Annotated in this window: 27 protein-coding genes; 21 read left to right on the top strand and 6 right to left on the bottom strand. The window is 69.6% G+C overall.

From position 1 onward, the window contains the following. The first annotated feature begins 6 nt into the window (after positions 1 to 6). The 8 genes from STH_RS12280 to STH_RS12245 all read left to right on the top strand — a co-directional run bounded on the left by STH_RS12280 (position 7) and on the right by STH_RS12245 (position 7016). Complete coding sequence (locus STH_RS12280) at positions 7 to 426, top strand: hypothetical protein (RefSeq protein WP_011196592.1); 420 nt, start codon at positions 7 to 9, stop codon at positions 424 to 426. Between the two features lie 65 nt (positions 427 to 491). Then, positions 492 to 761, top strand: a complete 270-nt coding sequence (locus tag STH_RS12275) for a hypothetical protein (RefSeq protein ID WP_011196591.1) — start codon at positions 492 to 494, stop codon at positions 759 to 761. A gap of 94 nt (positions 762 to 855) precedes the next feature. Beyond that, a complete protein-coding gene (locus tag STH_RS12270) occupies positions 856 to 1290 on the top strand; it encodes a hypothetical protein (protein WP_011196590.1) in 435 nt (144 codons plus the stop codon). A gap of 75 nt (positions 1291 to 1365) precedes the next feature. Beyond that, positions 1366 to 2970 carry an acyl-CoA mutase large subunit family protein gene (locus STH_RS12265; RefSeq protein ID WP_011196589.1) on the top strand — a complete coding sequence of 535 codons (1605 nt, stop codon included), beginning with the start codon at positions 1366 to 1368 and terminating at the stop codon, positions 2968 to 2970. A 63-nt stretch (positions 2971 to 3033) separates the two neighbouring features. Then, positions 3034 to 3405 carry a cobalamin B12-binding domain-containing protein gene (locus tag STH_RS12260; RefSeq protein ID WP_242654540.1) on the top strand — a complete coding sequence of 124 codons (372 nt, stop codon included), beginning with the start codon at positions 3034 to 3036 and terminating at the stop codon, positions 3403 to 3405. Then, complete coding sequence (meaB, locus tag STH_RS12255; protein ID WP_011196587.1) at positions 3402 to 4613, top strand: methylmalonyl Co-A mutase-associated GTPase MeaB; 1212 nt, start codon at positions 3402 to 3404, stop codon at positions 4611 to 4613. Before STH_RS12260 ends, meaB begins: the two co-directional genes overlap by 4 nt. 642 nt (positions 4614 to 5255) lie before the next feature. Further along, positions 5256 to 6401: an acyl-CoA dehydrogenase gene (locus STH_RS12250; protein ID WP_011196586.1), complete on the top strand. Its 1146-nt coding sequence runs from the start codon at positions 5256 to 5258 to the stop codon at positions 6399 to 6401. Between the two features lie 78 nt (positions 6402 to 6479). Beyond that, positions 6480 to 7016: a hypothetical protein gene (locus STH_RS12245; protein ID WP_011196585.1), complete on the top strand. Its 537-nt coding sequence runs from the start codon at positions 6480 to 6482 to the stop codon at positions 7014 to 7016. A gap of 1152 nt (positions 7017 to 8168) precedes the next feature. Here the strand turns inward: STH_RS12245 and STH_RS12240 are convergent. Continuing rightward, positions 8169 to 8657 (bottom strand): NUDIX hydrolase, encoded by a 489-nt coding sequence (locus tag STH_RS12240; RefSeq protein ID WP_011196583.1) that lies wholly within the window; start codon positions 8655 to 8657, stop codon positions 8169 to 8171. A 108-nt stretch (positions 8658 to 8765) separates the two neighbouring features. Further along, a complete protein-coding gene (locus STH_RS12235) occupies positions 8766 to 9665 on the bottom strand; it encodes a LysR family transcriptional regulator (RefSeq protein ID WP_011196582.1) in 900 nt (299 codons plus the stop codon). A 95-nt stretch (positions 9666 to 9760) separates the two neighbouring features. Between STH_RS12235 and STH_RS12230 the strand changes: the two genes are divergently transcribed. The 3 genes from STH_RS12230 to STH_RS12220 all read left to right on the top strand — a co-directional run bounded on the left by STH_RS12230 (position 9761) and on the right by STH_RS12220 (position 11658). After that, entirely contained in the window at positions 9761 to 10471 is a 711-nt protein-coding gene (locus tag STH_RS12230; RefSeq protein WP_011196581.1) for a glycerophosphodiester phosphodiesterase, read from the top strand. A gap of 107 nt (positions 10472 to 10578) precedes the next feature. Beyond that, positions 10579 to 10761, top strand: coding sequence for a twin-arginine translocase TatA/TatE family subunit (gene tatA / locus STH_RS12225; protein WP_011196580.1), 183 nt, complete (start codon positions 10579 to 10581; stop codon positions 10759 to 10761). Between the two features lie 63 nt (positions 10762 to 10824). Then, a complete protein-coding gene (locus STH_RS12220) occupies positions 10825 to 11658 on the top strand; it encodes a YitT family protein (RefSeq protein WP_011196579.1) in 834 nt (277 codons plus the stop codon). A 67-nt stretch (positions 11659 to 11725) separates the two neighbouring features. Here the strand turns inward: STH_RS12220 and STH_RS18900 are convergent, their stop codons facing one another. From STH_RS18900 to STH_RS12205, 4 genes are read right to left on the bottom strand one after another with little or no spacing between them, the layout of a single operon-like run. After that, entirely contained in the window at positions 11726 to 11890 is a 165-nt protein-coding gene (locus STH_RS18900; protein ID WP_011196578.1) for a hypothetical protein, read from the bottom strand. Continuing rightward, positions 11890 to 13128, bottom strand: coding sequence for a Ger(x)C family spore germination protein (locus tag STH_RS12215; RefSeq protein WP_011196577.1), 1239 nt, complete (start codon positions 13126 to 13128; stop codon positions 11890 to 11892). The genes STH_RS18900 and STH_RS12215 overlap by 1 nt, the downstream gene beginning before the upstream one ends. After that, on the bottom strand, positions 13118 to 14218 hold the full coding sequence (locus STH_RS12210; RefSeq protein ID WP_011196576.1) for a GerAB/ArcD/ProY family transporter: 1101 nt from the start codon (positions 14216 to 14218) through the stop codon (positions 13118 to 13120). The genes STH_RS12215 and STH_RS12210 overlap by 11 nt, the downstream gene beginning before the upstream one ends. Positions 14219 to 14221: 3 nt before the next feature. Further along, entirely contained in the window at positions 14222 to 15973 is a 1752-nt protein-coding gene (locus tag STH_RS12205; RefSeq protein ID WP_050742269.1) for a spore germination protein, read from the bottom strand. A gap of 138 nt (positions 15974 to 16111) precedes the next feature. Between STH_RS12205 and STH_RS12200 the strand changes: the two genes are divergently transcribed. From STH_RS12200 to secF, 10 genes are all read left to right on the top strand, one after another. Next, positions 16112 to 16414: a hypothetical protein gene (locus tag STH_RS12200; protein WP_043714050.1), complete on the top strand. Its 303-nt coding sequence runs from the start codon at positions 16112 to 16114 to the stop codon at positions 16412 to 16414. Positions 16415 to 16546: 132 nt separating this feature from the next. Beyond that, the gene (locus STH_RS12195; protein ID WP_043714048.1) at positions 16547 to 17833 is read left to right on the top strand and encodes a 6-phospho-beta-glucosidase; all 1287 of its coding nucleotides are present in this window, start codon (positions 16547 to 16549) and stop codon (positions 17831 to 17833) included. A 9-nt stretch (positions 17834 to 17842) separates the two neighbouring features. Then, complete coding sequence (locus STH_RS17430) at positions 17843 to 18673, top strand: carbohydrate deacetylase (RefSeq protein ID WP_011196572.1); 831 nt, start codon at positions 17843 to 17845, stop codon at positions 18671 to 18673. Between the two features lie 5 nt (positions 18674 to 18678). Then, the gene (locus STH_RS12185) at positions 18679 to 20157 is read left to right on the top strand and encodes a PTS transporter subunit EIIC (protein ID WP_011196571.1); all 1479 of its coding nucleotides are present in this window, start codon (positions 18679 to 18681) and stop codon (positions 20155 to 20157) included. Continuing rightward, positions 20148 to 20852 carry a PP2C family protein-serine/threonine phosphatase gene (locus tag STH_RS12180; protein WP_011196570.1) on the top strand — a complete coding sequence of 235 codons (705 nt, stop codon included), beginning with the start codon at positions 20148 to 20150 and terminating at the stop codon, positions 20850 to 20852. Before STH_RS12185 ends, STH_RS12180 begins: the two co-directional genes overlap by 10 nt. A gap of 22 nt (positions 20853 to 20874) precedes the next feature. Beyond that, entirely contained in the window at positions 20875 to 21246 is a 372-nt protein-coding gene (locus STH_RS12175; RefSeq protein WP_197525175.1) for a hypothetical protein, read from the top strand. Further along, positions 21246 to 21818: a signal peptidase I gene (gene lepB, locus STH_RS12170; RefSeq protein WP_011196568.1), complete on the top strand. Its 573-nt coding sequence runs from the start codon at positions 21246 to 21248 to the stop codon at positions 21816 to 21818. Before STH_RS12175 ends, lepB begins: the two co-directional genes overlap by 1 nt. A gap of 92 nt (positions 21819 to 21910) precedes the next feature. Further along, on the top strand, positions 21911 to 22576 hold the full coding sequence (locus tag STH_RS12165; RefSeq protein ID WP_070105461.1) for an HD domain-containing protein: 666 nt from the start codon (positions 21911 to 21913) through the stop codon (positions 22574 to 22576). A gap of 159 nt (positions 22577 to 22735) precedes the next feature. After that, positions 22736 to 23986, top strand: a complete 1251-nt coding sequence (gene secD / locus STH_RS12160) for a protein translocase subunit SecD (protein ID WP_011196566.1) — start codon at positions 22736 to 22738, stop codon at positions 23984 to 23986. Continuing rightward, the gene (gene secF / locus STH_RS12155) at positions 23987 to 24913 is read left to right on the top strand and encodes a protein translocase subunit SecF (RefSeq protein ID WP_011196565.1); all 927 of its coding nucleotides are present in this window, start codon (positions 23987 to 23989) and stop codon (positions 24911 to 24913) included. Positions 24914 to 25099: the final 186 nt, after the last annotated feature.

Below are 25099 nucleotides of genomic sequence, written 5' to 3'. Positions count from 1 at the left end.
TCCTTCGTGTCCAAGAAAACGCGGGTCGTCACATCGACCGCCTGCCCCGTTGACGTCTCGCGGCCGGTGGTTTCGGTTAGCTGCCCGAAAACGGTACCCACTGCCACCGCCGGGGTGACCGACCAGTCGGATAAGAAGGGCTTCTTCGACAAGAAGGGGTTCTTCCCGTTCTCGTTCGGCTTTGGCGGTAAGAGCGTGCCCGGGCAGGTGTTCAACAACCCGGCCGTAGACCTGGCTCCGTTCAGCAAGCTGGCCTCGCTGGCCGCGTTCAGCCCGGCCGCGGCGCTGGCCGCCAAGAGCCCCGTGCTGGCGATCTTCAACCCGGCGATCAACCCGGCGGCTGCGTTCCTACAATTCAACCCAGGCGCGGCGCCCACGCTGGCGCTCACCGGCAAGGGCAAGCCCTTCGGCAAGTTCGGCATCTGATCAACCGGACGGCAGGCTGGGGAGTCGCAGGGCTCCCCTGCTTCCGGTCAGGAGGGAAACCCCGCATGCACTTCGGCGGGTTCGACGCACCCGACCAGGTCTTCTTCAACCCGGCCGTAGACCTGGCTCCGTTCAGCAAGCTGGCTTCTCTGGCCGCGTTCAGCCCGGCCGCGGCGCTGGCCGCCAAGAGCCCGGTGCTGGCCATCTTCAACCCGGCGATCAACCCGCGGGCGGCGCTGCTGGCGTTCAACCCGGCCGCCGCGCCGACGCTGGCGCTGACGGGTGGCCTGGGAGGGAAGTTCTTCAAGAAACCGTTCCGGAAGGGGTGCTGCTGATGCCGGAGGGGCAGGCCGGCGGGCGCACCCATACCGTAGACGACGGGGGCGGCAGGCCCCCGTTTGTTGTGCCAGGGAGGAGGTCGTGCCGCCCATGCGGCGCAGGCTCGATTTGACGACACCGGCCGACGTCTTTTTCGATCCGGTGGTGCAGCTGGCGGCGCTCTGCCCGATCTGTGCGTTGGCCGCGCTCCGGCCGGAGGCAGCCCTCGCGGCGCTGGCTCCCGGCCTCGTGCTCTTCAACCCCGCGATCAACCCCGCTGCAGCCCTGGCCGCCTTTGCGGCGGGTTCGGTGCCTGCCCGGCGCCGTCCGCACCGCACCGGCCGCCCGGCGGTGGGCCCGGGCCGTCCGTGGCTTCACGACGCGGGCGTTGCGTGGGAGGGGGACCGGGTCGCGGCGGACGCCGGCCTTCCGGCCGGGGCCGGCGGCGGAAGCGGGGCGTGGTGCGCGTTCCCGGGCGCCCCGGATGCCGTGGTGGTGCGGCTCGGAGGGAGCCGGTGGGTGTTTCGCGGCGACGGGCGCGCGTAAGCTGCATAGCAGGAGGAATAGGCAGAAAAGGCGAATGGGTGTGAAGCGACACTGAATTGGGAGGGAGGGTGGCCCGTGGCCACAGCGGAGCGCAAGGAGCGGTTCGCCGGGGTATCCGGCCGGCCGGTGAAGCGGTTCTACGGACCCGAGGACATCGCGGGCATGGAGTACGAGCGGGACCTGGGGGATCCCGGCGAGTACCCCTTCACCCGGGGCATACACCCGACCATGTACCGCGGAAAGCTCTGGACCATGCGGCAGTTCGCGGGCTTCGGCACGGCGGAGGAGACCAACGCCCGGTTCCGCTACCTGCTCGAGCAGGGGCAGACGGGCCTCTCCACCGCCTTCGACATGCCGACCCTGCTGGGGTACGACTCCGATCACCCGTACGCCAACGGCGAGGTGGGCAAGCTGGGGGTCGCCATCGACTCCCTGAAGGACTTCGAGATCCTGTTCGAGGGCATCCCCCTGGACAAGGTCTCCACCTCCATGACCATCAACCCGCCTGCCTCGATCATGCTGGCCATGTACCTGGTGGTGGCGGAGAAGCAGGGCGTCTCCTGGGACCAGGTGAGCGGCACCATCCAGAACGACATCCTGAAGGACTATATCGCCCAGAAGACCTATATCTACCCGCCCGCCCCCTCGATGCGGCTGATCACCGACGTCATGGCCTTCTGCGCCCGGCACGTGCCCAAGTGGAACACCATTTCCATCTCCGGTTACCACATCCGGGAGGCCGGGGCCACCGCGGCGCAGGAGTTGGCCTTCACCCTGGCCGACGGCATCGCCTACGTGGAGGCGGGCATCAAGGCGGGGCTGGACGTGGACGAGTTCGCCCCGCGCCTCTCCTTCTTCTTCGACGTGCACAACGACTTCTTCGAGGAGATCGCCAAGTTCCGGGCCGCCCGGCGCATCTGGGCCCGGGTGATGCGGGAGCGGTTCGGCGCCAGGAACCCCCGCTCCTGGATGCTGCGCACCCACGCCCAGACCGCGGGCGTCAGCCTCACCGCCCAGCAGCCGGAGAACAACATCGTGCGGGTGACCCTGCAGGCCCTGGCTGCGGTGCTGGGCGGCACGCAGTCGCTGCACACCAACTCCTACGACGAGGCGCTGGCGCTGCCCAGCGAGGAGGCGGTGCGCATCGCCCTGCGCACCCAGCAGATCATCGCCGAGGAGAGCGGCGTCGCTAACGTGGTCGACCCGCTGGCCGGCTCCTACTACGTGGAGTACCTGACCAACAAGCTGGAGGAGGAGGCCTACGCCTACTTCGAGCAGATCGAGGCCCAGGGCGGCGTGATCGCCGCGATCGAAAAGGGCTGGTTCCAGCAGCAGATCGCCGACTCCGCCTACCGCTTTCAGCGGCGGGTGATGAACGGGGACTACAAGGTGGTGGGGGTCAACGCCTACGTGGACCCCAACGAGAAGCCCGTGACCAACATCCTGAAGGTCAACCCCGAGGTGCAGCGGCGGCAGATCGAGCGGGTGCGCGCCGTGCGCGCGGCCCGGGACCAGAAGGCCGCCGAGGCCGCCCTGGCGGAGCTGCGCCGCGCTTCGCAGACCGACGAGAACCTGATGCCCTACATCCTCGAGTGTGTGCGGCGCTACTGCACCGTGGGGGAGATCTGCGGCGTCTGGCGCGAGCTGTGGGGCGAGTACCGGGAGGAGTCGGTGTACTAGACGCGGGGCGACGGAGGGGAAGCGGAAGTGGAAGTGGCAACCGGACGCAGGATCAGGGTGCTTGTGGCCAAGCTGGGACTGGACGCCCACGACCGGGGGGCGAAGGTCATCGCCCGGGCGTACCGGGACGCCGGGTTCGAGGTGATCTACACCGGCCTCTACCAGCGGCCGGAGGCGGTGGCCGCGGCCGCGATCCAGGAGGACGTGGACGTCATCGCGATCTCGTCGCTGGCCGGGGCGCACGGCGTGCTGATCCCGCAGCTCATCCAGCTGCTCCGGGAGCAGGGGGTGGACGACGTGCTCATCCTGGCGGGCGGGATCATCCCCGACGACGAGGTGCCCGCCCTGCTGGAGGCCGGCGTCGCCCGGGTGTTCGGCCCGGGGTCGGACCTGGAGGAGATCATTCAGTACACGAGGGAGAACGTGAAGCGATGAGGCCAGAGGACCGGGCTGCTGAGCTGTTCGCCCGTCTCCGCTCCGGGGACCGGCGGGCCCTCGCGCGGGCGATCACCTGGATCGAGAACGGGGACGAGGAGGCGGTTGCGCTGTTGCGCCTGGTCTACCCGCTGACCGGGCGGGCCCACGTGGTGGGCGTCACCGGGCCGCCCGGAGCCGGCAAGTCCACCCTGGTGGACCGGCTGGCCGCCGAGCAGCGCGCCCGCGGCCGCACGGTCGCGATCGTGGCGGTGGACCCGACCAGCCCGTTCTCGGGAGGCGCCATCCTGGGCGACCGGATCCGCATGCAGCGGACGCTGACCGACCCCGGCGTCTTCATGCGCTCCCTGGCCGCCCGGGGCCACCTGGGGGGGCTCTCGCCCGCCACCGGCGAGGTGGTGTCGGTGCTGGACGCCTTCGGCTTCGACGTGATCCTTGTGGAGACGGTGGGGGCGGGTCAGTCGGAGGTCGAGATCATGGCCCTGGCGCACACCACCTGCGTGGTGGTGGTGCCGGGGCTGGGCGACGAGATCCAGGCGATCAAGGCCGGGATCCTGGAGATCGGCGACGTCTTCGTCTGCAACAAGGCGGACCGGGACGGTGCGGACCGGACGGTGAGCGAGATCGAGATGATGCTGGATCTGGGCCACATGGGCCGCCCGGGCATCAACCGGTGGCCGGCCGGGGAGGACGGGAACCGGAATGCTGACGCGGCGGCTGCGGGGGACCGGGCCCTGTCGCAGGACGGCGAGGGACCGTCCCTGCCGCCCGGCGCCGAGGAAGCGCTGCGCCGGCTGGACCGCACGGGCCATCACAGCGCGGAGGAACTGCGGTACGCCGCGCGCTTCATGACCCGGGCCGCGGCGCACGCGGCGGCGCGGCACGGGACGGCCAGGCCCGGGGACGTCTCCTGGCGCCCGCCGGTGGTGAAGACCGTCGCGAAGGACGGCCAGGGCGTGGACGCGGTGGTGGACCGTCTGGACGAGCACCTGGCCTTCCTGCGGGAGACCGGTCGCTGGGAGGCCCGCCGGGAGCAGGACGCGGCCCAGCGGCTGCAGGAGTTGGTGGGACAGCGGGCCGCGCAGGCTACCCTGGAGCGGGCCCGGGCCGCCGGCGACTTCGAGGAGCTGGTGCGGCAGGTGGCCGAGCGGCGGCTCGATCCGTACACCGCCGCCGAGGAGATCATGCGCAACCACTGGGGCCGCTGAGCGCCGTTGTTTTCGCACCGAGACGCCGCCGGGATCGGCCGGGCGAGCTGCCTGGCCTGGGGGCGCCGGCGTCGGGGCGACACCGGAGCCGCTGCCTCGTCCCCCGGGGTGATGGCGTTGGGCTGCCGAGGGCGTTGCTGCCTCGCTCCCGGGGAACCGGCGTTGGGGTGCCGAGGGCGCTGCTGCCCCGCTCCCGGGGCGCGGGCATTGGGCTGCCGAGGGCGCTGCTGTCCCGCTCCCGGGGCGTCGGCACTGGGCGCCGAGGGCGCTGCTGTCCCGCTTCCGGGGCGTCGGCATTGGGCGCCGAGGGCGCTGCTGCCCCGCTCCCGGGGCGCCGGCACTGGGGGCCGAGGGCGCTGCTGTCTCGCTCCCGGGGCACTGGCATTGGGCGCCGAGGGCGCTGCTGTCCCGCTCCCGGGGCGTCGGCACTGGGATGCCGAGGGCGCTGCTGTCTCGCTCCCGGGGCACTGGCATTGGGCGCCGAGGGCGCTGCTGCGCTGTTTCCCCGGGGTGCCGGCATTCGGCGCCGACGGCGCTGCTGCCCCGCTCCCGGGGCGCTGGCATTGGGCTGCCGAGGGCGTTCCCGGGCGCCGGTTCGGGACGCGGCGGACCCCGAAGCATACTGACAAGGAGGCAGGACCCGTGAACTTCTTCCTGACCGAAGAGCAGAACATGGTGCGGCAGGCGATCCGGGAACTGGCGGAAAAGGAGATCGCACCGCGCTCGGCCGAGTTCAACCGGAAGCACGAGTTCCCCTGGCCGAACTTCAAGCTTCTGGCCGAAAACGGCTACCTGAACATGCATCTGCCGGAGCCCTACGGCGGCGGCATGGACTGGGTGAGCTACGCGATCGTCATCGAGGAGCTGGCCCGGGCGTGCGCCGTTACCGCGGTCATCTACGAGGTGCACTGCTCGCTGCACTCGGAGGCGATCTTCCACTTCGGCAGCGAGGAGCAGAAACAGAAATACCTGCCGCGCCTGACCCGGGGCGAGATCCTGGGGGCCTACGCCCTCACCGAGCCCGGCGCGGGCTCCGACGCGGCCGCCATCCGCACCACGGCGATCCGGGACGGCGATTCGTACATCCTCAACGGCGAGAAGACCTTCATCACCAACGGCGGCCAGGCCGGGCTGTACGTGGTCTTCGCCCGGACCAACCCCGACCCGTCCGTCGGCCACCGGGGCATCTCCGCCTTCCTGGTGGAGGCCGATACCCCCGGGTTCAGCGTCGGCAAGCCCATGGAGAAGATGGGGCTGCACGCCTCGCACACGACGACGCTGCACTTCGAGGACTGCCGGATCCCCGCCTCGCAGCTGCTGGGCAAGGAGGGCGAGGGCTTCAAGATCGCCATGGCGATCCTCGACCGGGGGCGCATCGGCATCGCCGCCCAGGCGGTGGGCATCACGCAGGCGGCCCTCGAGGACTCGATCAAGTTCGCCAAGGAGCGGCACACCTTCGGCAAGCCCATCGCCGAGCACCAGGCCATCGCCTGGAAGATCGCGGACATGGCCACCGACCTGGAAGCCGCCCGGCTCCTGCTCTACCGCGCCGCGTTCCTCATGCAGCAGGGGGTCCGGGCGACGAAGGAAATCTCGATGGCCAAGCTGTTCGCGTCGGAGATGGCGATGAAGCACACGGTGGAGGCCGTGCAGATCCACGGCGGCTACGGGTACATGCAGGAGTACCGGGTTGAGCGGCTGATGCGGGAGGCCAAGATCACGCAACTGTACGAGGGCACCAGCGAGATCCAGCGGCTGGTGATCTCCCGGGCGCTGCTGCGGGATTGATGTGAGCGGTCGCGGAGGCGAGCCGCGAGGGCGAGCGGTGAGCGCCGACCCGCTGGCTGTGGGGAGGGCCCGCAGGCAGTGAGCGGTGACCGGTCGTCTTTGCGCCCCGAGGGAGGGGGGGCGAGCGTCGGCGCTGTGCCCAGACGGTGGATCGTGGTGGCGTGCGCGGTGCTGGCGGCCCTTGCCGCAGGGATCGTGTGGGTGTACACGCACCCGCCGCTGCAAAGCACCGGTATGCACACGCGCGTGGATGACCAGCGCATGCCCGTGGCGTATGGGTTTGACCTGGAAAACACCGGTCGGTGGCCGATCACGCTGGTAGCGGTGAAGGTTGACGGGCAGGAGATCTTGCCTCCGTTTGCGATCGCCGTGTCGAACTTCACCGAAGGCCACCTGGCGGGCAGCGCGGCGATCGCGCTGGAGACCTATGGGCACAAGCTGACCACAGGCCCGGTGTATGGCTGGAAGATGCAGCCGGAGCGATACACAGGACACGCTCGGTACGCCGTCCGATTGGGCACGCGCGGGTTGCCTCCGGCACACGAGAAGATCATCCTTCACCACCGCTACCTCGGGTTGCCGCTAAGGCACGACCTTACGCCCTGGATATGGTGATGCGGGGTGTTCGGCTCAGGAGGACACCTGACGATGCGCAACCAGGACGCAGCTGGAGCGGCGTCCTGGTTTTCACGTATTCCTGGGCCGCACAGCTTGCCGGTGCAGCGCTGGGTGGGCGTGAGGGACGCTGGCCGGGTAAGCCGAGCCGGCGGTCGGTCCGGCGCCAAGGCTGCGGAGCGGACACCGCGGCAACGAATGTGCACTTTCGTCGAGTCCTTGCGCGGCAGGCGTTTCGGGGCCCGCGGGGCGGCAAACGCTTACGGGGCGCGGGCTTCACGAAAGTGCACGTTCGCGTCAGTGGTGGGGTTCAGTGCGCATGTGCGAACGTATTGGGGACCCGAGTGTCGAGCGGATCAGTGTCGCGGCAACAGATGTGCACTTTCTCCGAGTCCTTACGCGGCAGGCATTTCGGGGCTCGCGGGGTGGGAAAAGCCCATGGGACGCGGGTTTCACGAAAGTGCACATTCGCGCCAACGTCGGGGGCGAGGGCAGGAGCGAAACCGGGGCCGGGGCCGGGCTGAAACCCGGGCAGGCACGACGGGAACGAATGTGCATTTGCCGCGAATCCTCACGCAGCAAGCGTTTCCGGGCCCGCGGGGCGGGAAAAGCCCATGGGGTGCGGGCTTCACGAAAGTGCACGTTCGCGTCAACGGCCGGGTTCAGGGCGAGTGCGTGAACGTGTCTGGGCCCAGAGCTTCGACCGGGGTAGTGCCGCGGCAACGAATGTGCACTTTCGGCGAGTCCTTACGCGGCAGGCGTTTCGGGGCTCGCTGGCCAGGAGAGGCTTATGGGACGCGGGTTTCACGAAAGTGCACATTCGCGCCAACGTCCGGGGCGAGGGCAGGACCGAGCCCGGGCCGGGGCCGGACTGAAACCCGGGCAGGCACGACGGGAACGAAAGTGCACAGTCGCGTCAACGGCCGGCCTTCAGGGCGAGTGCATGAACGTGTTCGGGCACCGAGCTTCGACGGAGGTAGTGCTGAGGCAAAAGACCCCGGCCGCAGTGGCCGGGGTGTGGGCGCGGTTGCGCAGGTGACGCGATGAAGGCAGTGGCGGGAGCCAGAGATCAATCCGATAGGATGGGGTACCAGTGACGGCTCGGGAAAGGTTTGTGGAAGTCGATTCGAGCCGTTCCCGCCACTGCCACCTCTATTGTGCGCGTCGGCGGAGGGATATACCCGATCCCTGGCTGGAAATGCATTGCAGACCCTCGCGGGCCAAAGGGGAGAGCTTGTCCGGGCTTGCGTCTCTGAGCGGCAGCCAGACCGACCCGAGGGAGTCGCGGCCGTCGGGATCCTCTTTGATGGGCGCCGGCGCCGCCAGATTCACCCGGTACAGAAACCCCAGGTGATGGAGCTCGACCAGGTGCGTGCCCGAATCCGCCGGGAAGACGGAGACGAGGCTGAACGAGCCGACCAGCTCCTTCACCTCGACCGCCACCCCCGCCTCCTCCAGGAACTCCCTGGCCACGGTCTCGGTGGGGGATTCGCCGAACTCCACGCCGCCGCCAGGAAGATCGTACAGACCCTTGTACGGCCCCTTCGCTTTTCGGACCACGAGTATCCGGTCATCGCAGATGCAGATTCCGTATGCACCGATCCGGGTTTCACGCAGCGCGGGTTCATCCGGCGGTGTCATGATCCTGCTCCTTTCAAGGTCCGTTCGCTGGTCGGGAAGCGCTGGGGTCTGCTGGTACCCGGGCCGACCCATCCCGCCCATGCTCATCCCGGTCGCCGGGACTGCCCGTCACCGCCCCTGCGGCCCGGGGGCAACGCCGCCGGGGAATGACCGCTTCAACAGCTGCACGAACTGCCTGGCCGCGTCGGGCACCTCCCGGTGCTGGGGCAGGATCAGGTAGGTGGCCGCCGTGGGCAGCTCCATGTCCACCGGCACGGTGACCAGCCGCCCTTCGGCCAGTTCCCGCACCACCGAAGAAAGGGGGAGGAACGAGACGCCGAGGCCCTCTTCCAGCAGCCGCTTGGTGACGTCGACACGGTCCACCGCCAGGGTGCGCAGGTGGGGCTGTCGCCGGCTGACCGCCACCAGGAGGGGATCCCAGTAGATCGGGTGGTTGCCGGTGAGCAGCAGGTGGCGGCCGATCAGGTCCATCCAGCCGGCACCGGCAGCATTTTCCGGCGCGGCCACCAACACGACAGGATCCGTGTACAGTACTGTCGAAATCGTGTCCGGATGCGTCGAGGGCGCCCGGGCCAGCCCTACGTGCGCGGCGCCGGAAGCGACCACCTGCCCGACGGCGGAGGAGACCTCGGTGGTGATGATCACCTCGACCCGCGGGTTCTCCTGGGTGAACTCCTTGAGCAGCCCCGGCAGGACCGATGTGGCCACCAGCGGCGAGGTGACCAGTTGCAGCCGGGTATCATAACCCTGCCACCAGGCGGTCATCTCGTTCACGGCCTGCTCGTAAGTGGCCAGCACCCTGCGGGCATGCGGCAGGAACCGGTGCCCGGCCGGCGTCAGCCGGACCCGCTTGCCCACCCGCTCGAAGAGCTGGAAACCCAGCAGGTGTTCCAACTGGCGGATGTGCGTCGTAACCGTGGGCTGGGCCAGGTAGAGCCGCTCGGCGGTCTGGTGGAAGTTCTCCAGCTCCGCTGCCGTCACGAAGGTGCGGAGTAGTTTGAGGTCCATCAGAGGTGCTCCCTTCTCCCCAGGCGGAATTGGGTAGCACATTTCGAGACGTCTTAACTGTATTCCTTTAGCGCTGCCAGCAGAGGTGAGGACGCATGCCGCAGGTGATCGGTCACAGGGGTGCCGCCGGCACCCACCCGGAGAACACCATGGTTTCGTTCCGAAGGGCCTTCGAACTGGGCGTCGACGGCATCGAGTTCGACGTGCACCGCACGGCCGACGGCCACCTGGTCGTCATCCACGACCCGGCGGTGGACCGCACCACCGACGGGTCCGGGCTGGTGATGGCCATGACGCTGGAGCAGATCCGGGCGCTGGACGCCGGCTCCTGGAAGGACCCGCGCTTCGCCGGCGAACGGGTGCCCACCCTGCAGGAGCTGGTGCGGGCCACGCCGCCCGGGGTCCGGCTCTACCTGGAGCTGAAGGCAGGGTCGGTGCACTACCCGGGCATCGAGCAGGAGCTGGTCGACCTGCTGAAGGCGGAGGGTGTCCTGGACCGTACGCAGGTCTCCTCCTTCGATCACCGCGCCCTGGTGAAGCTGAAGGAGATCTGTCCGGAGCTGCCCCTGGGCATGCTGACCTCGAGCAACCTGGTGGACCCCGTCGGCATGGCGAAGGCGATCGGGTGCGAGGCCATCCATCCCGCGTGGCCGTGGGTGACGCCCGAGTACGTGGAGGCCGCACACGCGGCGGGGCTGAAGGTGAACTGCTGGACGGTGAACGATCCGCTGGCGCTCGCCCTCATGCAGAACGCCGGGGTTGACGGCATCATGACCGACTATCCGGAGCGCCTCCGGAACGGCTGACCAACGGGCTGAACCGTTCGCCTCCTGCGGGGCTGCAGGAGAAACGCCCCCGCACCCCGAACCTTCGTGAGGTATGCCGTAGATTACGCAGCAGGGAGGAATCGCGCATGTTTGGCCGCCTCGGCACCATGGAGATCCTGCTTATCGTCCTCGTCATTCTCCTGCTCTTCGGCGGCGCCAAGCTGCCGCAGCTGGCGCGCGGGCTGGGGGATTCGATCAAGGAGTTCCGCAAGGCGGTCAAGCAGGACGACGACAAGAACGTTTCGGACAAGGAGAAGGAGCAGGAGTAGGCGCGGGCAGACTACGGACGTCTGCTCGTACCGCCCCGCCTGTCCGCCCAAGGAGGCCCCGACGTGCTCTGGATACTGCAGCTGCTCGCCGGCGCGCTGCTGATGGCCCTCTCGGCCAATGTCTTCCTCGTGCCGCTGAAGCTGGCCGAAGGCGGCGTCACCGGCATCGGCATCATCCTCTACCACCTCCTGGGGGTGCCCATGTGGGTCACCCAGGTGGTCGTCAACATCCCCATCCTCGCCCTTGGGCTGAAAGTAAAGGGCTGGCGGCTCATCCGGCGCTCGCTCATCGGGGTGGCCGCCTACTCGTTCTTCCTGGCGGTCACGGCCAACGTCCCGCCCATCACGGACCAGGTGGTGCTGGCCATCATCTACGGCGGCCTCACCATGGGCATCGGCCTGGGCCTGGTCCTGCGTTCCGGCGGCAGCACGGGGGGCACCGAGGTGCTGGCCCTGGTGCTGCAGCAGCGGTCCGGCTTCTCGGTCGGATCCATGGTGCTCGCGGTGGACACCGTCGTCCTGGCCATGGCGGCGGTCGCCTTCTCGCCCGAGGCGGCCATGTGGGCGGTCATCACCCTGATCATCTCGTCGAAGGTCGTCGACGTCGTGCAGGTGGGCCTCTACTCGGCCCGGGGCGTGACCATCATCACCACCCGGCCGGAGCCGATCGCTCGCCGGATCATGAACGAGGTCGAGCGCGGCGTGACGATCATCAACGGCACCGGGGCCTTCACCGGCGAGCCCCGCACCATCCTCTATACCGTCGCCCAGCGCACCGAGCTCACCCAGGTCAAGCAGATCGCGTACGCGGAGGACCCGAAGGCGTTCGTGGTGGTGGCTGAGGTGCACGAGGTGCTGGGCGAGGGCTTCCGGGACCCGTCGAAGGATATGCACTAGGATCCGGGCACAGCCCGGAGGCAGTGACAAGGCCAGGCGAGCCGCCTGGCCTTTCCTGATGCCGTGTTCAGTTCAGAAACCACATGATCCACGCGGGCACCGCCACGGTGGCCACCGCCAACAGCACGAGCCCCGCCGCCCCGAAGCGCAGCTGCCGCCGCCAGGCCCAGCGGGCGTAGTTGAGCGTGTAGACGGCCACGAGCAGGGTGCCCAGCACGACCACAACCTTCATCAACGCGTCATCCTCTCCTCGGAGGACCGGGTCGGCGCCAGCGTGAGGCCGAAGCGCCGCAGCCGGACGTCCACGGTGGCGGTGATCTCCGCCTCGGCGTACCGCCTGGGCCAGTTGTACGCTTCCCAGGTCTGCACGGTGGGGAAAGCCGACACCGCGTGGCGGCCGAAGCCGGCGACGTCGCTCTCCCACCGCTGCGTCTTCTCGATCAGCCGCTCCATGGTCTGCAGCACGTGCTGCCCGATGGCCTGCTCCAGTTCGTCCTGCCTGTCGGGCAGGGCGTAGTCGATGCCCGAAGGCACGCCCACCACCTCAGCCTCCAGCGTGATGTACGCCCGGATGGAGGGCTTCTCCCCCAGCCGGTCCACGAAGATGCGGGTCGGCCGCCCCCGGCTTACGTGCAGGATGATGAACTCGTCCGGGTCGCCGGGGTCGGGGATGGCGTCGAAGGCGCCCTGGAAGCGGTTCTGCAGGACCAGCAGCGCCCGGACCTCCTCGCCGTTCAGCACGCCGACCATCCGGCGCCCCCGGAAGACCGCGGCGCCGATCATCTCCACGGCGGGGCCGCCGCTGCGGGGCAGAACGCCGGCCTCGATCTGCGACTCCCGCTCGGGGGAGATGGTCTCGCTCCCGCTCTCCTCGGCGGAGAGGGCGGCGTAGTAGGCGATCGGCTCCTGGTACTCCGCGTTCAGCAGCGCGATGAAGGAGCTGATCTGGCTGGCCGACGGCAGCGTGCCGCTGGTCCGCGTATGGTACGTGAGCTGCTCGATGAACTTGATCGGGTTGATATCCAGCTCCGGCGCCACCCGCTGCAGGAACTCGGCCGCCGGCTCCCGGGTGACGATCAGGAAGGCCGTCTCCCGCAGCTGGCGGAAGCGGGCGACCTCGTCCAGGAACACCAGCCCCTTCTCCCGCGCCAGCTGTTCGTGCACGAACACCGCCTGCACGTGGTGGAACTGGACCCGCCGGCCGATGTACCCGTGCAGGATGTTGGTCGCCGCGGCGATTCCGGGCGCCTCCACCGTCGTGATCAGGACGGGCGGCTCTTCGGGGCTGCCGCCCTCCTTTCCCGCCAGCGCACGGGGCTTGGCGATGACCACGGTGATGGCGAGGCTGCCGCCGCGGCCCTCGTCCACCCCCAACGCCAGCACGTAGGCGCCCTCCTCGATCTCCATCTTGTTCCAGCAGCCGGCCAGCAGCGGGAGGACCAGCAGGAGGACCAGCAGGCTACGTGGCATTGCCGGCGGCCCCCTTGCCGCGGATGGCTGCGAGAATGAGGAGCAGAAGCGGGACCGCCAGCGCGCCGAAGCCCATCGGCCGGATCACCAGTCGGTCGAGCCTGATCACGGTCACGTAGTCCTGGGGCAGGAGGGACAGCGCCGAGACGAGGACCGCGCAGGGGAAGAGCAGCGGACGGTACTCGGGCAGTCGCAGGGCCCCGGACAGGGAGGCCACCCCGGCATGGAACAGCGCCGAGAACCGGGTGCCGGCGGCGAACATCCACAACAGGACGATCAGCGACTCGGTGCGCTGCAGGAACCGGCCCAGGTAGATCAGGCGGGCGAGATAGTACACGGGAAAGGGGGCCTCCCGCGCCACAGGCGGCCCCGCCGTGGCCACAAGTACCGTCACGGTGAACGTCGCGGTCACCCCGAACAGCAGGATCCCCTGCAGCGTGCTGTGCTGCAGGCACCGGGCCGTCCGGAAGACGTTGCCCACCGCCAGCAGCGCGATCGCCTCAGCCGCCACGCTGGTGAGGTACAGGCTACCGAGCAGGGTCTGCCGGAAGCCGAAGCCCCACAGCGGGAAGAGCAGGGTCGTGTCCATGCGGGGCAGGCTGAACACCAGCACCGAGAGCACCCCCGCCGCGATCAGCGGCAGGAGGATGTACGCGGTGCGCGCGATGGCCTCGGCCCCGCGGTAGGAGGAGAAGACGGCCGCGGCCGTCGCCGTCACGATGAGCACGCTGGGCGGGGTCTGCGGCAGGATCGTGTTGATGAAGGTGTCGGTGAAGTTGCGAAGGGTGACGATGGAGACGGCCAGGAGCCAGACAGAGACCGCCAGGGTGAGCAGCGGACCCACGACCGGCCCTGCGGTCTGCAGGCTGATGTCGGCCAGCGACTCGCCGGGGAAGCGCCGCACCAGAACCACCATGGGCAGCACCGCCAGGAGGCTGAAGAGGGTGATCAGGATGCCTGCCTGCCAGGCCGCCGGTCCCCCGATCCGCACCAGGTACTGCGGATACTGCAGGAACAGCATGGCCCCCAGGACCGTGAACAGCAGCACGCTGCCCTCCCGGGCGCTGATGTGGCCCTCGAACTGCTGCATGGTTCAGCCTCCCTGACGCGGATCGGGCTGCGGCGAACGGGGGTCCCAGGTGCGCACGATCTCCCGCTGCCGCCGCCGGTTGAGCGAATGCATATAGCCCGGCCGCTCCTCCTGCTTGTACAGGGGCGGCTTGTACACCACGTCCTGCGCCTTTCCCGCGTAGGCCACCACGGGGGTGAGGTAGGCGATCCCGAAGGAGCGCAGGCTGGCCGCGTACACCACCAGCGTGTGGAGCCCGGCGGCCAGCCCCATGAAGCCCAGCACGGTGGTCAACATGAGCAACATGAAGCGGAGGGTCCGGATGCCCCAGCCCGCAAGGTAGTTGGGCAGGGCGAAGGAGGCCAGGCCGGTGACGGCTACCACCAGGATCATGATCGGGCTGACGATGCGGGCCTCCACCGCGGCCTGCCCCAGCACCAGGGAGGCCACGAGCCCCACCGTGGGACCGATGACCCCGGGGATGCGGGCGCCCGCCTCACGGATCAGCTCGAAGACGACCTCCATGGCCAGCAACTCCACCACCGCCGGCATCGGGACCGGCTCCCGGCTCTGGGCGAGGAAGAGCATGAGTTCGGTGGGGATCATCTCCGGGTGGTAGTTCACCATGGCGATGTAGAAGGACGGAAGCACCAGCGAGATGATCAGGGCGCCGGCCCGGATGTAGCGCAGGATGGTGCCGAAGGGCCAGCGGAGGTAGTAGTCCTCGGCCGTTTGCAGGAGCGCCCAGAAGGTCGTCGGGCAGATGATGGCGTGGGGGGAGGTGTCGACGAACAGCACCACGTGCCCTTCCGACAGGTAGGCGGCCGCCCGGTCGGGCCGCTCGGTCATCAGGGTGGTCGGCAGGAGCGACCGGGGGTGGTCGTCGATGTAGGGCTGAAGCGTGCCCGAGCCGTTCACCACGTCGACCTTGATCGCCTCGATCCGCCGCTTCACCTCGGCGACCAGCAGCGGCGGGGCGATGGTGTCGATGTACATCATCCCCACGTAGGTCTGGCTCACGGTGCCCACCGTGAGGATCTCGGTGACCAGGCGCGGGTCCTTCAGCCGGCGGCGCACCAGGGCGACGTTGACCCGCCAGGCCTCCGTGAAGGCATCGTTGGGTCCCCAGATCACCTGCTCGACCTTGGGGTCGCTGACGCTGCGGGTCGGCGGGTCCTTGGTCTCCACCGCCAGGCCCACGGCCGCCCCGTCCAGCAGGATGACGGTGTCGCCGGCCAGCATCGCCTCCGCCAGGGACGAGACGTCGTGGTGGCGGCTCACCTGGTTGCCGGTGAGCAGCCGCTGCTCGACCAGGTCCACGGCGGCGGGGCCCGGCTGCGGGCTGAGCCGAAGCTCGTGGCCCAGCAGCATCAGGGGCTCCAGGATGTACCCGTTGATGATCTGCTTGTCAGAGATCCCCTCCATGAACAGGAGGGCCGCCCGGATCGGCGGCACGGTGGCGATGGTGATCTCGCGGACGATGAGGTCCTTGTTCCGGGGGTGCCGGAAGAGCTCCTTGAAGTGGTTGACGTTCTCGTCCAGGTTCGCGGAGAGATCCCCCGCCTGCCGGATCGCTTCCCCGCCCTGCCCGGCGGCCTGCGCCAACCTGTCCAGCCGGGTGAGCAGGGCGGAGGTGTGGATGCGGGCGTCGGCGACCATGTGGGCGGCCTGCTCGGCGCTCGCGGGCGGGTGACCCTGGTCTTCCAGGCTGAACGTGTCCTTGGACATGGTGGTGGACGGATCCAGCAGACGCTTCAGCCCATCCCAGACGTTCACGCACACCCCTCCCGTTTCCAGATGTAAGGTGCCCGCATGCGCAGGGCGGCTATACCCGGGCCGGCGCGTGCACGCCGGCGGCCGCGGGCAAGCTATGAGCGTCATCCTACGCGCTCGCAAAAGGGAGGGATTGGGACCGTGCGTGTTCGGCAGCGGTTGTTCAGCTTGATGCTCGCCCTCGTCCTGGCCGTCGGCGCGGTTACGGTGAGCGGGTGCATGCCGCAGCAGCAGCCCGAGTCCCAGCAGCAGCACAGCCAGGGAGGGGGAGAGGATCGGGAGAAGCAGGAACGGGAGGAGGGCGAAAAGGACCAGGAGGAGAAGGAGACCGGCGGGGGGAAGGGAGGCAAGTCCGGCGGCTCCGGGGGCTCGGGCCAGGGCGGGGGCCAGCAGCAGGGCGGCTCCGGTGGCGGCTCCCAGGACAGTACAGGCGGCAGCCGATAGCGTGCGGGAAGGCCGTGCCACAGGGCAGGCCTTCCCGCTCTTTTGGATTCTCTGACAGGGACTTTGGCCGGTGCGGGCGAAGTATCAGGAAAGGGTTGGCATGCCACCCCGCAAGCGAGGGAAGGTGACCGCATGAAACTGACGATCATCGGCGGCGCAAGCGCATACACGCCGGACATCATCCTCGGCCTTCTCCAGGATCACGCCCTGTATGCCGGGGGCGAGCTGTGCCTGCACGACATCGACGGCGCGAACCTGCGGGTGATCGAGCGGCTGGCACGGGCGCTGGTGCGGGCGGCGGGGGCCGACCTGCGCGTCACGGCCACGCTGGACCGGGCGGAGGCCATCACCGGCTCCCGGTTCATCCTCACGCAGCCCCGGGTCGGCGGGCTGCAGCACCGGGCCCTGGACGAGAAGATCCCCCTGAAGCACGGGCTGATCGGCCAGGAGACCCTGGGCCTGGGCGGGTTCGCCTTCGCCTGGCGCACGATCCCGGTGATGCTGGAGATCGTGGAGGAGGTGCAGCGGCTCGCCCCGGAGGCGTGGATCATCAACTACGCCAACCCTGCCGGCATGGTCACCGAGGCGGTGATCCGCCGCTTTCCCGACGCCCGGTTCATCGGCCTCTGCGACATGCCCACGGGCCTGCAGTGGGCCATCGGCCGGCTGCTGCGGGTGGACTACCGCCGCATTGCCCTGGATTATGCCGGTATCAACCACGGCGGCTGGGTCAGCCGGGTGCTGCTGGACGGCGAGGACGTGACGGCGCGGCTGCGCCGCTGGGCCGCCGCGCTGGGCCCGGTGGCGTCGCTGCTGCCGCTGGGCGAGCAGACGGGTACGGTGCGGCTCTTCCGCCAGCACGGGATGGTGCCCGACCCCTATCTCCGGTACTACTACTACAAGGACCAGATCCTCAAGAAGCTGCTGCGGGCCGAGCGGACCCGGGCCGAGTTCCTGATCGAGCGGGTGCAGCAGCTGTACCGCCACTACGCGGACGTGGCCGGGCAGGAGCAGCCGGTGCTGAAGGAGCACCGGGGTCACCCGGCCCACTCGGACCTGGCCTCGCAGGTGATCGCCGCCATGGCGGCGAACCGGCCCACGCGCTTCGTCATCCAGCAGCGCGGGGCCGGCGCCGTGCGCCACCTTCCGCCGGAGGAGGCAGCCCAGTTCTCGGCGATCGTCGACGGCAGCGGCTGGACGCCGATCCCCCAGCCGGCGCTGCCCCGGAAGGAGGCCGAGCTCATCGCCCGCATCAAGGCCTCGGAGACGCTCAACGTGCGGGCTGCGATGGAGGGCGACCGGAGCCTGGCCGTGGAGGCCGCCGAGCTCAACCCGCTGGGGGCGCCGCGGCCCCTCGCCGAGAAGGTCGTGGACGAGCTGCTGGCCGCGCACCGCAAGTACCTGCCGCAGTTCGCCTGAGGGCCGGCCATGCGGGGACTGATCGTCAACGCGGACGACTTCGGCCTCAGCCCGGGCGTCAGCCGGGGCATCCTGCGGGCTCACTGGGAGGGCATCGTCACCTCCACGACGTTCATGGTCAACTTCCCCTGGGCGGCCGAGATGGCCGGCCTGTTGCGCCGCGCCCCCCGCCTGGGCGTGGGGCTCCACCTGAACCTGACCACCGGTGCACCGGTGCTGCCGCCCGCGGAGGTTCCCAGCCTCGTGGGGCCGGACGGCCGGTTCGGCCGCAGCCTCGTCCGGCTTCTGGCCAGGATGCGGCCCGCCGAGGCGGAGCGGGAGTGGTCAGCGCAGGTGGAGCGTTTTGTCGCGCTGATGGGCCGGCCGCCGACCCACCTGGACACCCACCGGTACCTGCAGGCCTACCCGCCGCTCTGCCGGGCCATGATCCGGGTCGCCCGGCGGTACGGGGTGCCGGCGGTGCGGGTCCTTCCGCCCGGCGTCTTCCCGGAGGGGACCTTTCCCCCGTGGAGCCCGGCCGGCCCCCTGCTGGGCGTCGCCCTGCGCCGCACCACCGCGCTGATCCGGGCAAGCGGCCTGGCCGCGCCGGACCGCGCGCTGGCGGGCGACTTCGACCTGCCCGGGCTGCTCACCCGGCTGGACCGGGTCGGGGACGGGGTCACCGAGCTGGTGACGCATCCGGGCGAGGTGGACGACCTGCTGCGGTCCCTGAGCTCCCTGCAGGAACAGCGGGAGGTGGAGCTGGCCGCGCTGACCTCCCCCGCCGCCCGGGAGCGGGTGCAGGCGCGTGGGATCCGGCTGATGCACTTCGGCGACCTGACCGACGCAGCGAGGGGGTAAGTGTCGTGCGAGAGAAGGCGGCGTTCTTCCAGCGGGCCTCGGCCAGCCTGATGGTTCCCCTGACCTTCGTGCCGCTCCCGGCGGTGCTGGTGGCCCTGGGAACCGTCCTGGGGATCGGCCCGCTGGAGTCGGCGGGGCTGGAGCTGCTGCGGGTGTGGCTGCCGCTGTTCTTCGCGATGGGCATCGCCGTGGGCTTCGCCCAGGCCGAGGGTATGGCGGTGCTCTCCGCCGCCGCCGGGTACCTGACGATGATGGCCGTGGCGGAGGGCGTGGCCGGCGATCCGGCGGTGAACTTCGGGGCCCTGGGCGGGGTGGCGGTCGGCGCCGCCGCCGTCTGGCTGTACCGGTACGCGGCGAAGGTCAGGTTGCCCGAGTTCCTCGCGCTCTTTTCGGGCCGGCGGCTGGGGCCGATCCTGGCGGCCCTGGCCGGGGTGGTCCTGGGCTGGGGGTTCGGCCTCGTGTGGCCGGGCTTCCACCGGGCCGTCGTCCTGCTGGGCGAGTGGATCTACGCCGCCGGCGGCGCCGGGGCGTTCGTCTACGGCGGCATCATCCGGATGCTCATCCCCACCGGCCTGCACCACCTCCTGATGCAGCTCATGGACTACCAGATGGGCGCGTGGACCGACCCGGCCACAGGCCAGGTGGTGATGGGCGAGTACATCCGTTTCCTGCACGGCGATCCCAGCGCGGGGCGGCTGCTCTCCGGGTTCTTCCTCACCCTGGCCTTCGGGCCGCTGGGCGCCGCCCTGGCGATGGTGCACGAGGCCCGGCCCGAGCAGCGCCGCCGGGTGAGCGGGATGATGCTCACCGGCGTGCTCACGGCCATGGTGCTGGGCATCACGGAGCCGATCGAGTTCGCCTTCATCTTCGCCTCCCCGCTCCTGTTCGGGATCCACGTGCTCTTTTCGGCCGCGGCCTCTCTGCTGGGGTACGTGCTGGACATCCACCTGGGGGGGTACGCCCTGCCCCTGGCGGTCGTCAACTGGCACCGGCAGCAGAACGGCTGGCTGCTCCTGCCCCTGGGGGCGGCCTGGACGGCGCTCTACTACGTCACCTTCCGTCTGATCATCCGGTGGCGGCGGCCGCCGGTGCTGGGACAGACCGACGCCGTCCCCGTGGCGGGCGCCGGGGGTTCGGACGCCCGGGCGGCCGCAGGGGAGCCGTCAGAGGCGGCGCGTCCGGCCGGGGCCGCTGGGCCTTCGGCGGCCGCCATTCTGGATGCCCTGGGCGGGCCGGCCAACGTGCGCAGCCTCACCGCCTGCATGACCCGGCTGCGGCTGGAGGTCAACGATCCCGCAGCGGTGGATGACGCCGCGCTGCGCGCCTTCGGCGCGGCCGGGGTGGTGCGGTCCGGGTCCTCCGTCCAGGTGGTGATGGGCGCCCGGGCCGGCGACATCGAGCAGGCCCTGCAGGCCGAACTGGCGGAGGCGGCGGGGCAGGGCGGAGCCGGGCAGACCGCGGGGAGGCAGGAGCCGTGCAGGTGACGATGGCGGTCGCCAAGGTGCCGAAGTTTGGATTGGTGGAAAGTGGGGATTCTGTAGAACTGTTGGAGCGTCCCCGCGGCGGCCTCACCGCCATTCTGGCGGACGGGCAGCGGCACGGCCGCTCGGCGAAGCGGCTGAGCCAGCTGGTCGTGGCGAAGGCGATGCAGCTGGTGGCCGACGGCGTGCGGGACGGCGCGGTGGCCCGGGGAGTGCACGACTACCTGTACGCGGTGCGGGACGGCAAGGTCTCCACCGAACTGGTGCTGCTCTCCGTGGACGCCCGGACCGGCACCCTGGTGGTCACCCGGAACACCCACGTGCCGGTGCTGGTCCGGCGGGGGGACGGCTCGGTCCTGCGGCTGGACGAGCCGGTGGAGCCCATCGGCATGCGGGAGACGCTGCGCCCGGTCATCGCCGAGATTCCGCTGGAGCCGGGGCTGGTCGCCCTGGCCATGACCGACGGCGTATACGCGGCCGGCCGGTGGCACGGGCGGCAGTGGCCGGTGGAGGCGCTGGAGGCGATCGTGCGGGAGGCCGATCCGGCGTCGATGCAGGCCCTGGCCGACCGGGTCCTGGCCGAGGCGATGCGCCTGGATGAGCAGCGCCCCGCCGACGACATGGCGGTGCTGGCCGTGGGGGTGACCGCGGGAGGGGAGGACCGCATCCGCCGGATGAGCGTCACCATGGAGTGGTGAAGCCGATCGGGGAGGGATGCGCTTGCGTGAACCCGTCGTCGCGATCGTGGGCGTGTGCGCGGCAGGGAAGACTACGCTGGCAGCGGGCCTGAACGCGGCGGGAATCCGGGCGTACAGCGTCCCCCAGGAGCACTCGGTGGTGCGGCGGCTCTGGAAGCACCTGCATCCGGACGCGAACATCCTGGTGATGCTGGATGCCCGCTGGGAGACCGCCCGCCGCCGGCGGCCTGAGATCCGCTACGGGCCTGAGCGGCTGGAGGAGCAGCGCAGGCGGCTGGCTTACGCCCGGGCGGAATGCGACCTGTACCTGCCCACCGACGACCTGAGCATCGAGGACGTGCGCCAGCGGGTGCTGGCGTTTATCGAAACGTGGAAGGAGAAGGAGCGAACGTGATGGCGCCTCCGCAGGAGGGCCCGGCGCCGGCCCGCAGGGGGCTGGTGCGGGAGATTCTGGAGACCGCCGCGCTGGCCCTGGTGGTCGCGCTGGTGGTGCGCACCTTCGGGGTGCAGGTCTTCCGGGTGGAAGGCGAATCGATGCTGCCGACCCTGGCCCACGGCGACCGGCTCCTGGTGAACAAGCTGGTCTACCGGCTCCGGGAGCCGGCGCCCGGCGAGGTGGTCGTGATCGCGGATCCCGCCAATCCCCACCGCCACCTGGTGAAGCGGGTCATCGCCGTCGCCGGGGACGAGGTGGCGGTAGAGGGCGACGCCGTGTGGGTGAACGGCCGGCTCCTCGACGAACCCTACGTCCACCCCGGCAGCCCGGGCACCTACCGGGCGGGACCGCTGACGGTGCCGGAGGGGTACGTGTGGGTGATGGGCGACAACCGGGGCGCCTCGCTGGACTCGCGCCTTCTGGGGCCGATCCCGGTGGCGCGGGTGGAGGGCCGGGCGGCCGCGCTGGTGTGGCCGCCGGTGCGGATCGGGGATCACGGACCGCTGGCGGCGGCGCGGACGTACCGCTAGACCCGCCGGGCCCATGGGGCCCAGGCGGCCGGGTGTTTCGCCGGCGACAGCGCGGCAGCCGGCAAGTTGCGGACGTGACGGGAGGACCTGGATTGGGCAAGGTGACCTTCGAACAGGTGCGGCAGGATCCGGAGGTGCGCGCCTACATCGTGAAGGCCAACGAGATGCTGGCGGCCATCGGCTTCACCGAGCACGGGCTGCGGCACGTGGGGCTGGTCGCCGACCGGGCGATGGGGCTCATGGCGGAGCTGGACCGGCCGCCGCGCCTGCGGGAGCTGGCGGGCATCGCCGCCCTGCTCCACGACATCGGCAACATCGTCAACAGGCAGGGCCACGGGCAGACCAGCGCCCTGCTGGCTCATCACATCCTGAGCCGGATGGGGATGGCGCCCGAGGAGATCGCCATCATCATGTCGGCCATCGGCAACCACGAGGAGGAGATCGGCAACCCGGTACACGACGTCTCTGCCGCGCTGATCCTGGCCGACAAGTCCGATGTGCATCGCACCCGGGTCTACAACCGGGACGTGGCCACCTTCGACATCCACGACCGGGTCAACTGCGCGGTCACCCACAGCGAGCTGCACGCCTTTCCGGCCGAAAAGGTGATCCGGCTCAGCCTCACGGTCGACACCTCGATCATCGCGATCATGGAGTACTTCGAGATTTTCCTCAGCCGCATGATCATGTGCCGGCGGGCGGCGGCCCATCTGGGCTGCCAGTTCCAGCTGGTGATGAACGAAAACCGGCTGCTGTAGTGGTGATTTTCTTTGACTCACCATAGGGCCCGCCGTAAAATGGAAGAGGTCGCGGGCAGGAACGGTTGAAATAGGGGGATATTGCTGAGGGCGGGCGGAGGCGAAGCCTCCATTTTGCTTTGCGACGCACTTGTATTCCAACGTTAAGGAGGACAGGCCATGAGAGGCGGCTGGAACGCGCTGGTTCTGGCCCTGATTCTGGTGGTGGTCGGCGGCGTCATCGGGTTCTACCTGACGCCGCACCCGCAGACCGGCTCGGCCAGGATCCTGCAGCACATGAAGCTCGGCTTGGACCTGCAGGGCGGCGCGCACATCGTGCTGGAGGGCGTGGAATCTGAGCTGGGCCCGGTGACGCCGGACACGATCCAGGCGGCCCGGCAGGTCATCGAAAACCGGATCAACGCCCTGGGCGTCTCCGAGCCGATCGTGCAGGTGGACGGCCAGAACCGGATCATCGTCGAGATCGCGGGTGCGACGGACATCGACCAGGCGCGGGAGGTCATCGGCAAGACCGCGGTGCTGAAGTTCATCGACCCCGAAGGGAACGAGGTGCTGACGGGCAACGACGTGGAGAAGGCGGGCGTGGCCCAGAACCCGTCGGGCAGCGGCTTCATCGTGACCCTGAAGCTGAAGGGCGAGGGGCCGGACAAGTTCTACGAGGCCACCCGCAAGTACGTGGGGAAGCCGATCTTCATCCTGCTGGACGATGAGATCATCTCGGCGCCGATGGTCCAGGAGCCCATCCCGGGCGGCGAGGCCACCATCACCGGCAACTTCACCGTGGAGGAGGCCGGCACGCTGGCCAACCTGATCAACGGCGGCGCGCTGCCCGTCAAGCTGGTGGAGGTGGAGGCCCGCATGGTCAGCGCCACCCTGGGCGCGGACTCGGTCGCCAAGTCGCTCCGGGCGGGCTGGATCGGCATCGTCGGCGTGCTGCTGTTCATGATCCTGCTCTACCGCATCCCGGGCCTGCTGGCCGACATCGCCCTGGGGGTCTACGCGATCCTGAACATGGTCGTCCTGCTGGCCATCGACGCCGTGTTCACCCTCCCGGGCATCGCCGGCCTCCTGCTGGGCATTGCCATGGCGGTGGACGGCAACGTCATCATCTTCGAGCGCATCAAGGAGGAGCTGCGCAAGGGCAAGGGGCTGCGCTCCGGCATCGACGCCGGCTTCCACCGGGCGTACGTCACGGTGCTGGACTCCCAGATCACCACGGCCATCGCGGCGGCGATCCTCTGGTACCTGGGCACCGGCCCGGTGCGGGGCTTCGCGGTCACGCTCTTCGTCGGCACCGTGCTCTCCATCTTCACGGCCATCACCTTCACCCGCTGGCTGGTCAAGCTCGCGGTGGACACCGGCTGGTTCAACAAGCGGACGCTGTTCGGCGTGAAGGAGGTGGCCAACTAGATGGGCCTTACCCGCATCCGCTACATGCGCTATGCCCGCCACTACCTCATCTTCACCCTGGTGACCGTGCTGCTGGCCGCCGGCGCGCTGCTCTTCCGGGGGCTGAACCTGGGCATCGACTTCACGGGCGGCCTGCTGCTGGACCTGCAGTTTGAGCGCACGGTCACGATCGAGCAGGTGCGCACCGTGATCGACAGCGCGCTCGGCATCGACGCGCAGATCCAGCAGGTGGAGCCCAAGGGGGCGGCGAGCCCCGAGGCCACCGAGTTCCTCGTGCGCACGCCCGAACTGAGCGCCGAGGACAAGGACAGGCTCTACGGCAGCCTCCTGCACCTGGGGGCGTACACCGTCATCGGCGAGGACGCGGTCTCGGGGACGGTCTCCTCCGAGCTGACGAACAAGGCCCTGCTGGCCGTGGGCATCGCCGCGGTGCTGCAGGTGATCTACATCTCCATCCGGTTCCAGTTCCGCATGGGGGTCGCAGCGGTCGTCGCCCTGCTGCACGACGTGCTCCTCACCATGGGCGTGCTGGCGCTGTTCCAGGTGGAGATCAGCTCCAACTTCGTGGCGGCCATCCTCACGGTGCTGGGCTATTCGATGAACGACACCGTGGTGGTCCTGGACCGGCTGCGGGAGAACCTGCACAGCCGGCAGAAGGGCGAGTCGCTGGAGGAGATGGCGACCCGGTCGATTCAGGAGGTCATCACCCGGTCCATCTACACCGGCGTATCGGTGCAGCTCATGCTGCTGGCGATGATCTTCCTGGGCGGGTCGACGGTTCTGGACCTGGCCTCCACGCTGTTCGTCGGCATCCTCGCCGGCACATACTCCTCCATCACCGTCGCGGCCGCGCTCTGGTTCGTGTGGGAGCAAAGCCGGGAAGGCGGCCACCCCGGGCCTGCCGGCGCCAGGCCGGCCAGGGCGTAGCCGGGGGGCCGGAGCCCGGTGGTCGGCGGAGGCGCAGGATTCGACATACAGAGCAACACGGGGCGCCCTTTCGGGGGCGCCCTTTCGACATTGTCGGCGCCACGGCCCGCCCTGCAGGCCCCTGAATCTGCCACCCCCCGCATCGACAGCGTGTCGAGCGATATTCTGGCGGCAATGACAAGCCGC

This window comes from Symbiobacterium thermophilum IAM 14863, assembly GCF_000009905.1.
GTDB classification, from domain to species: domain Bacteria; phylum Bacillota; class Sulfobacillia; order Symbiobacteriales; family Symbiobacteriaceae; genus Symbiobacterium; species Symbiobacterium thermophilum.
This window is presented reverse-complemented; position numbering and strand designations above follow the sequence as displayed.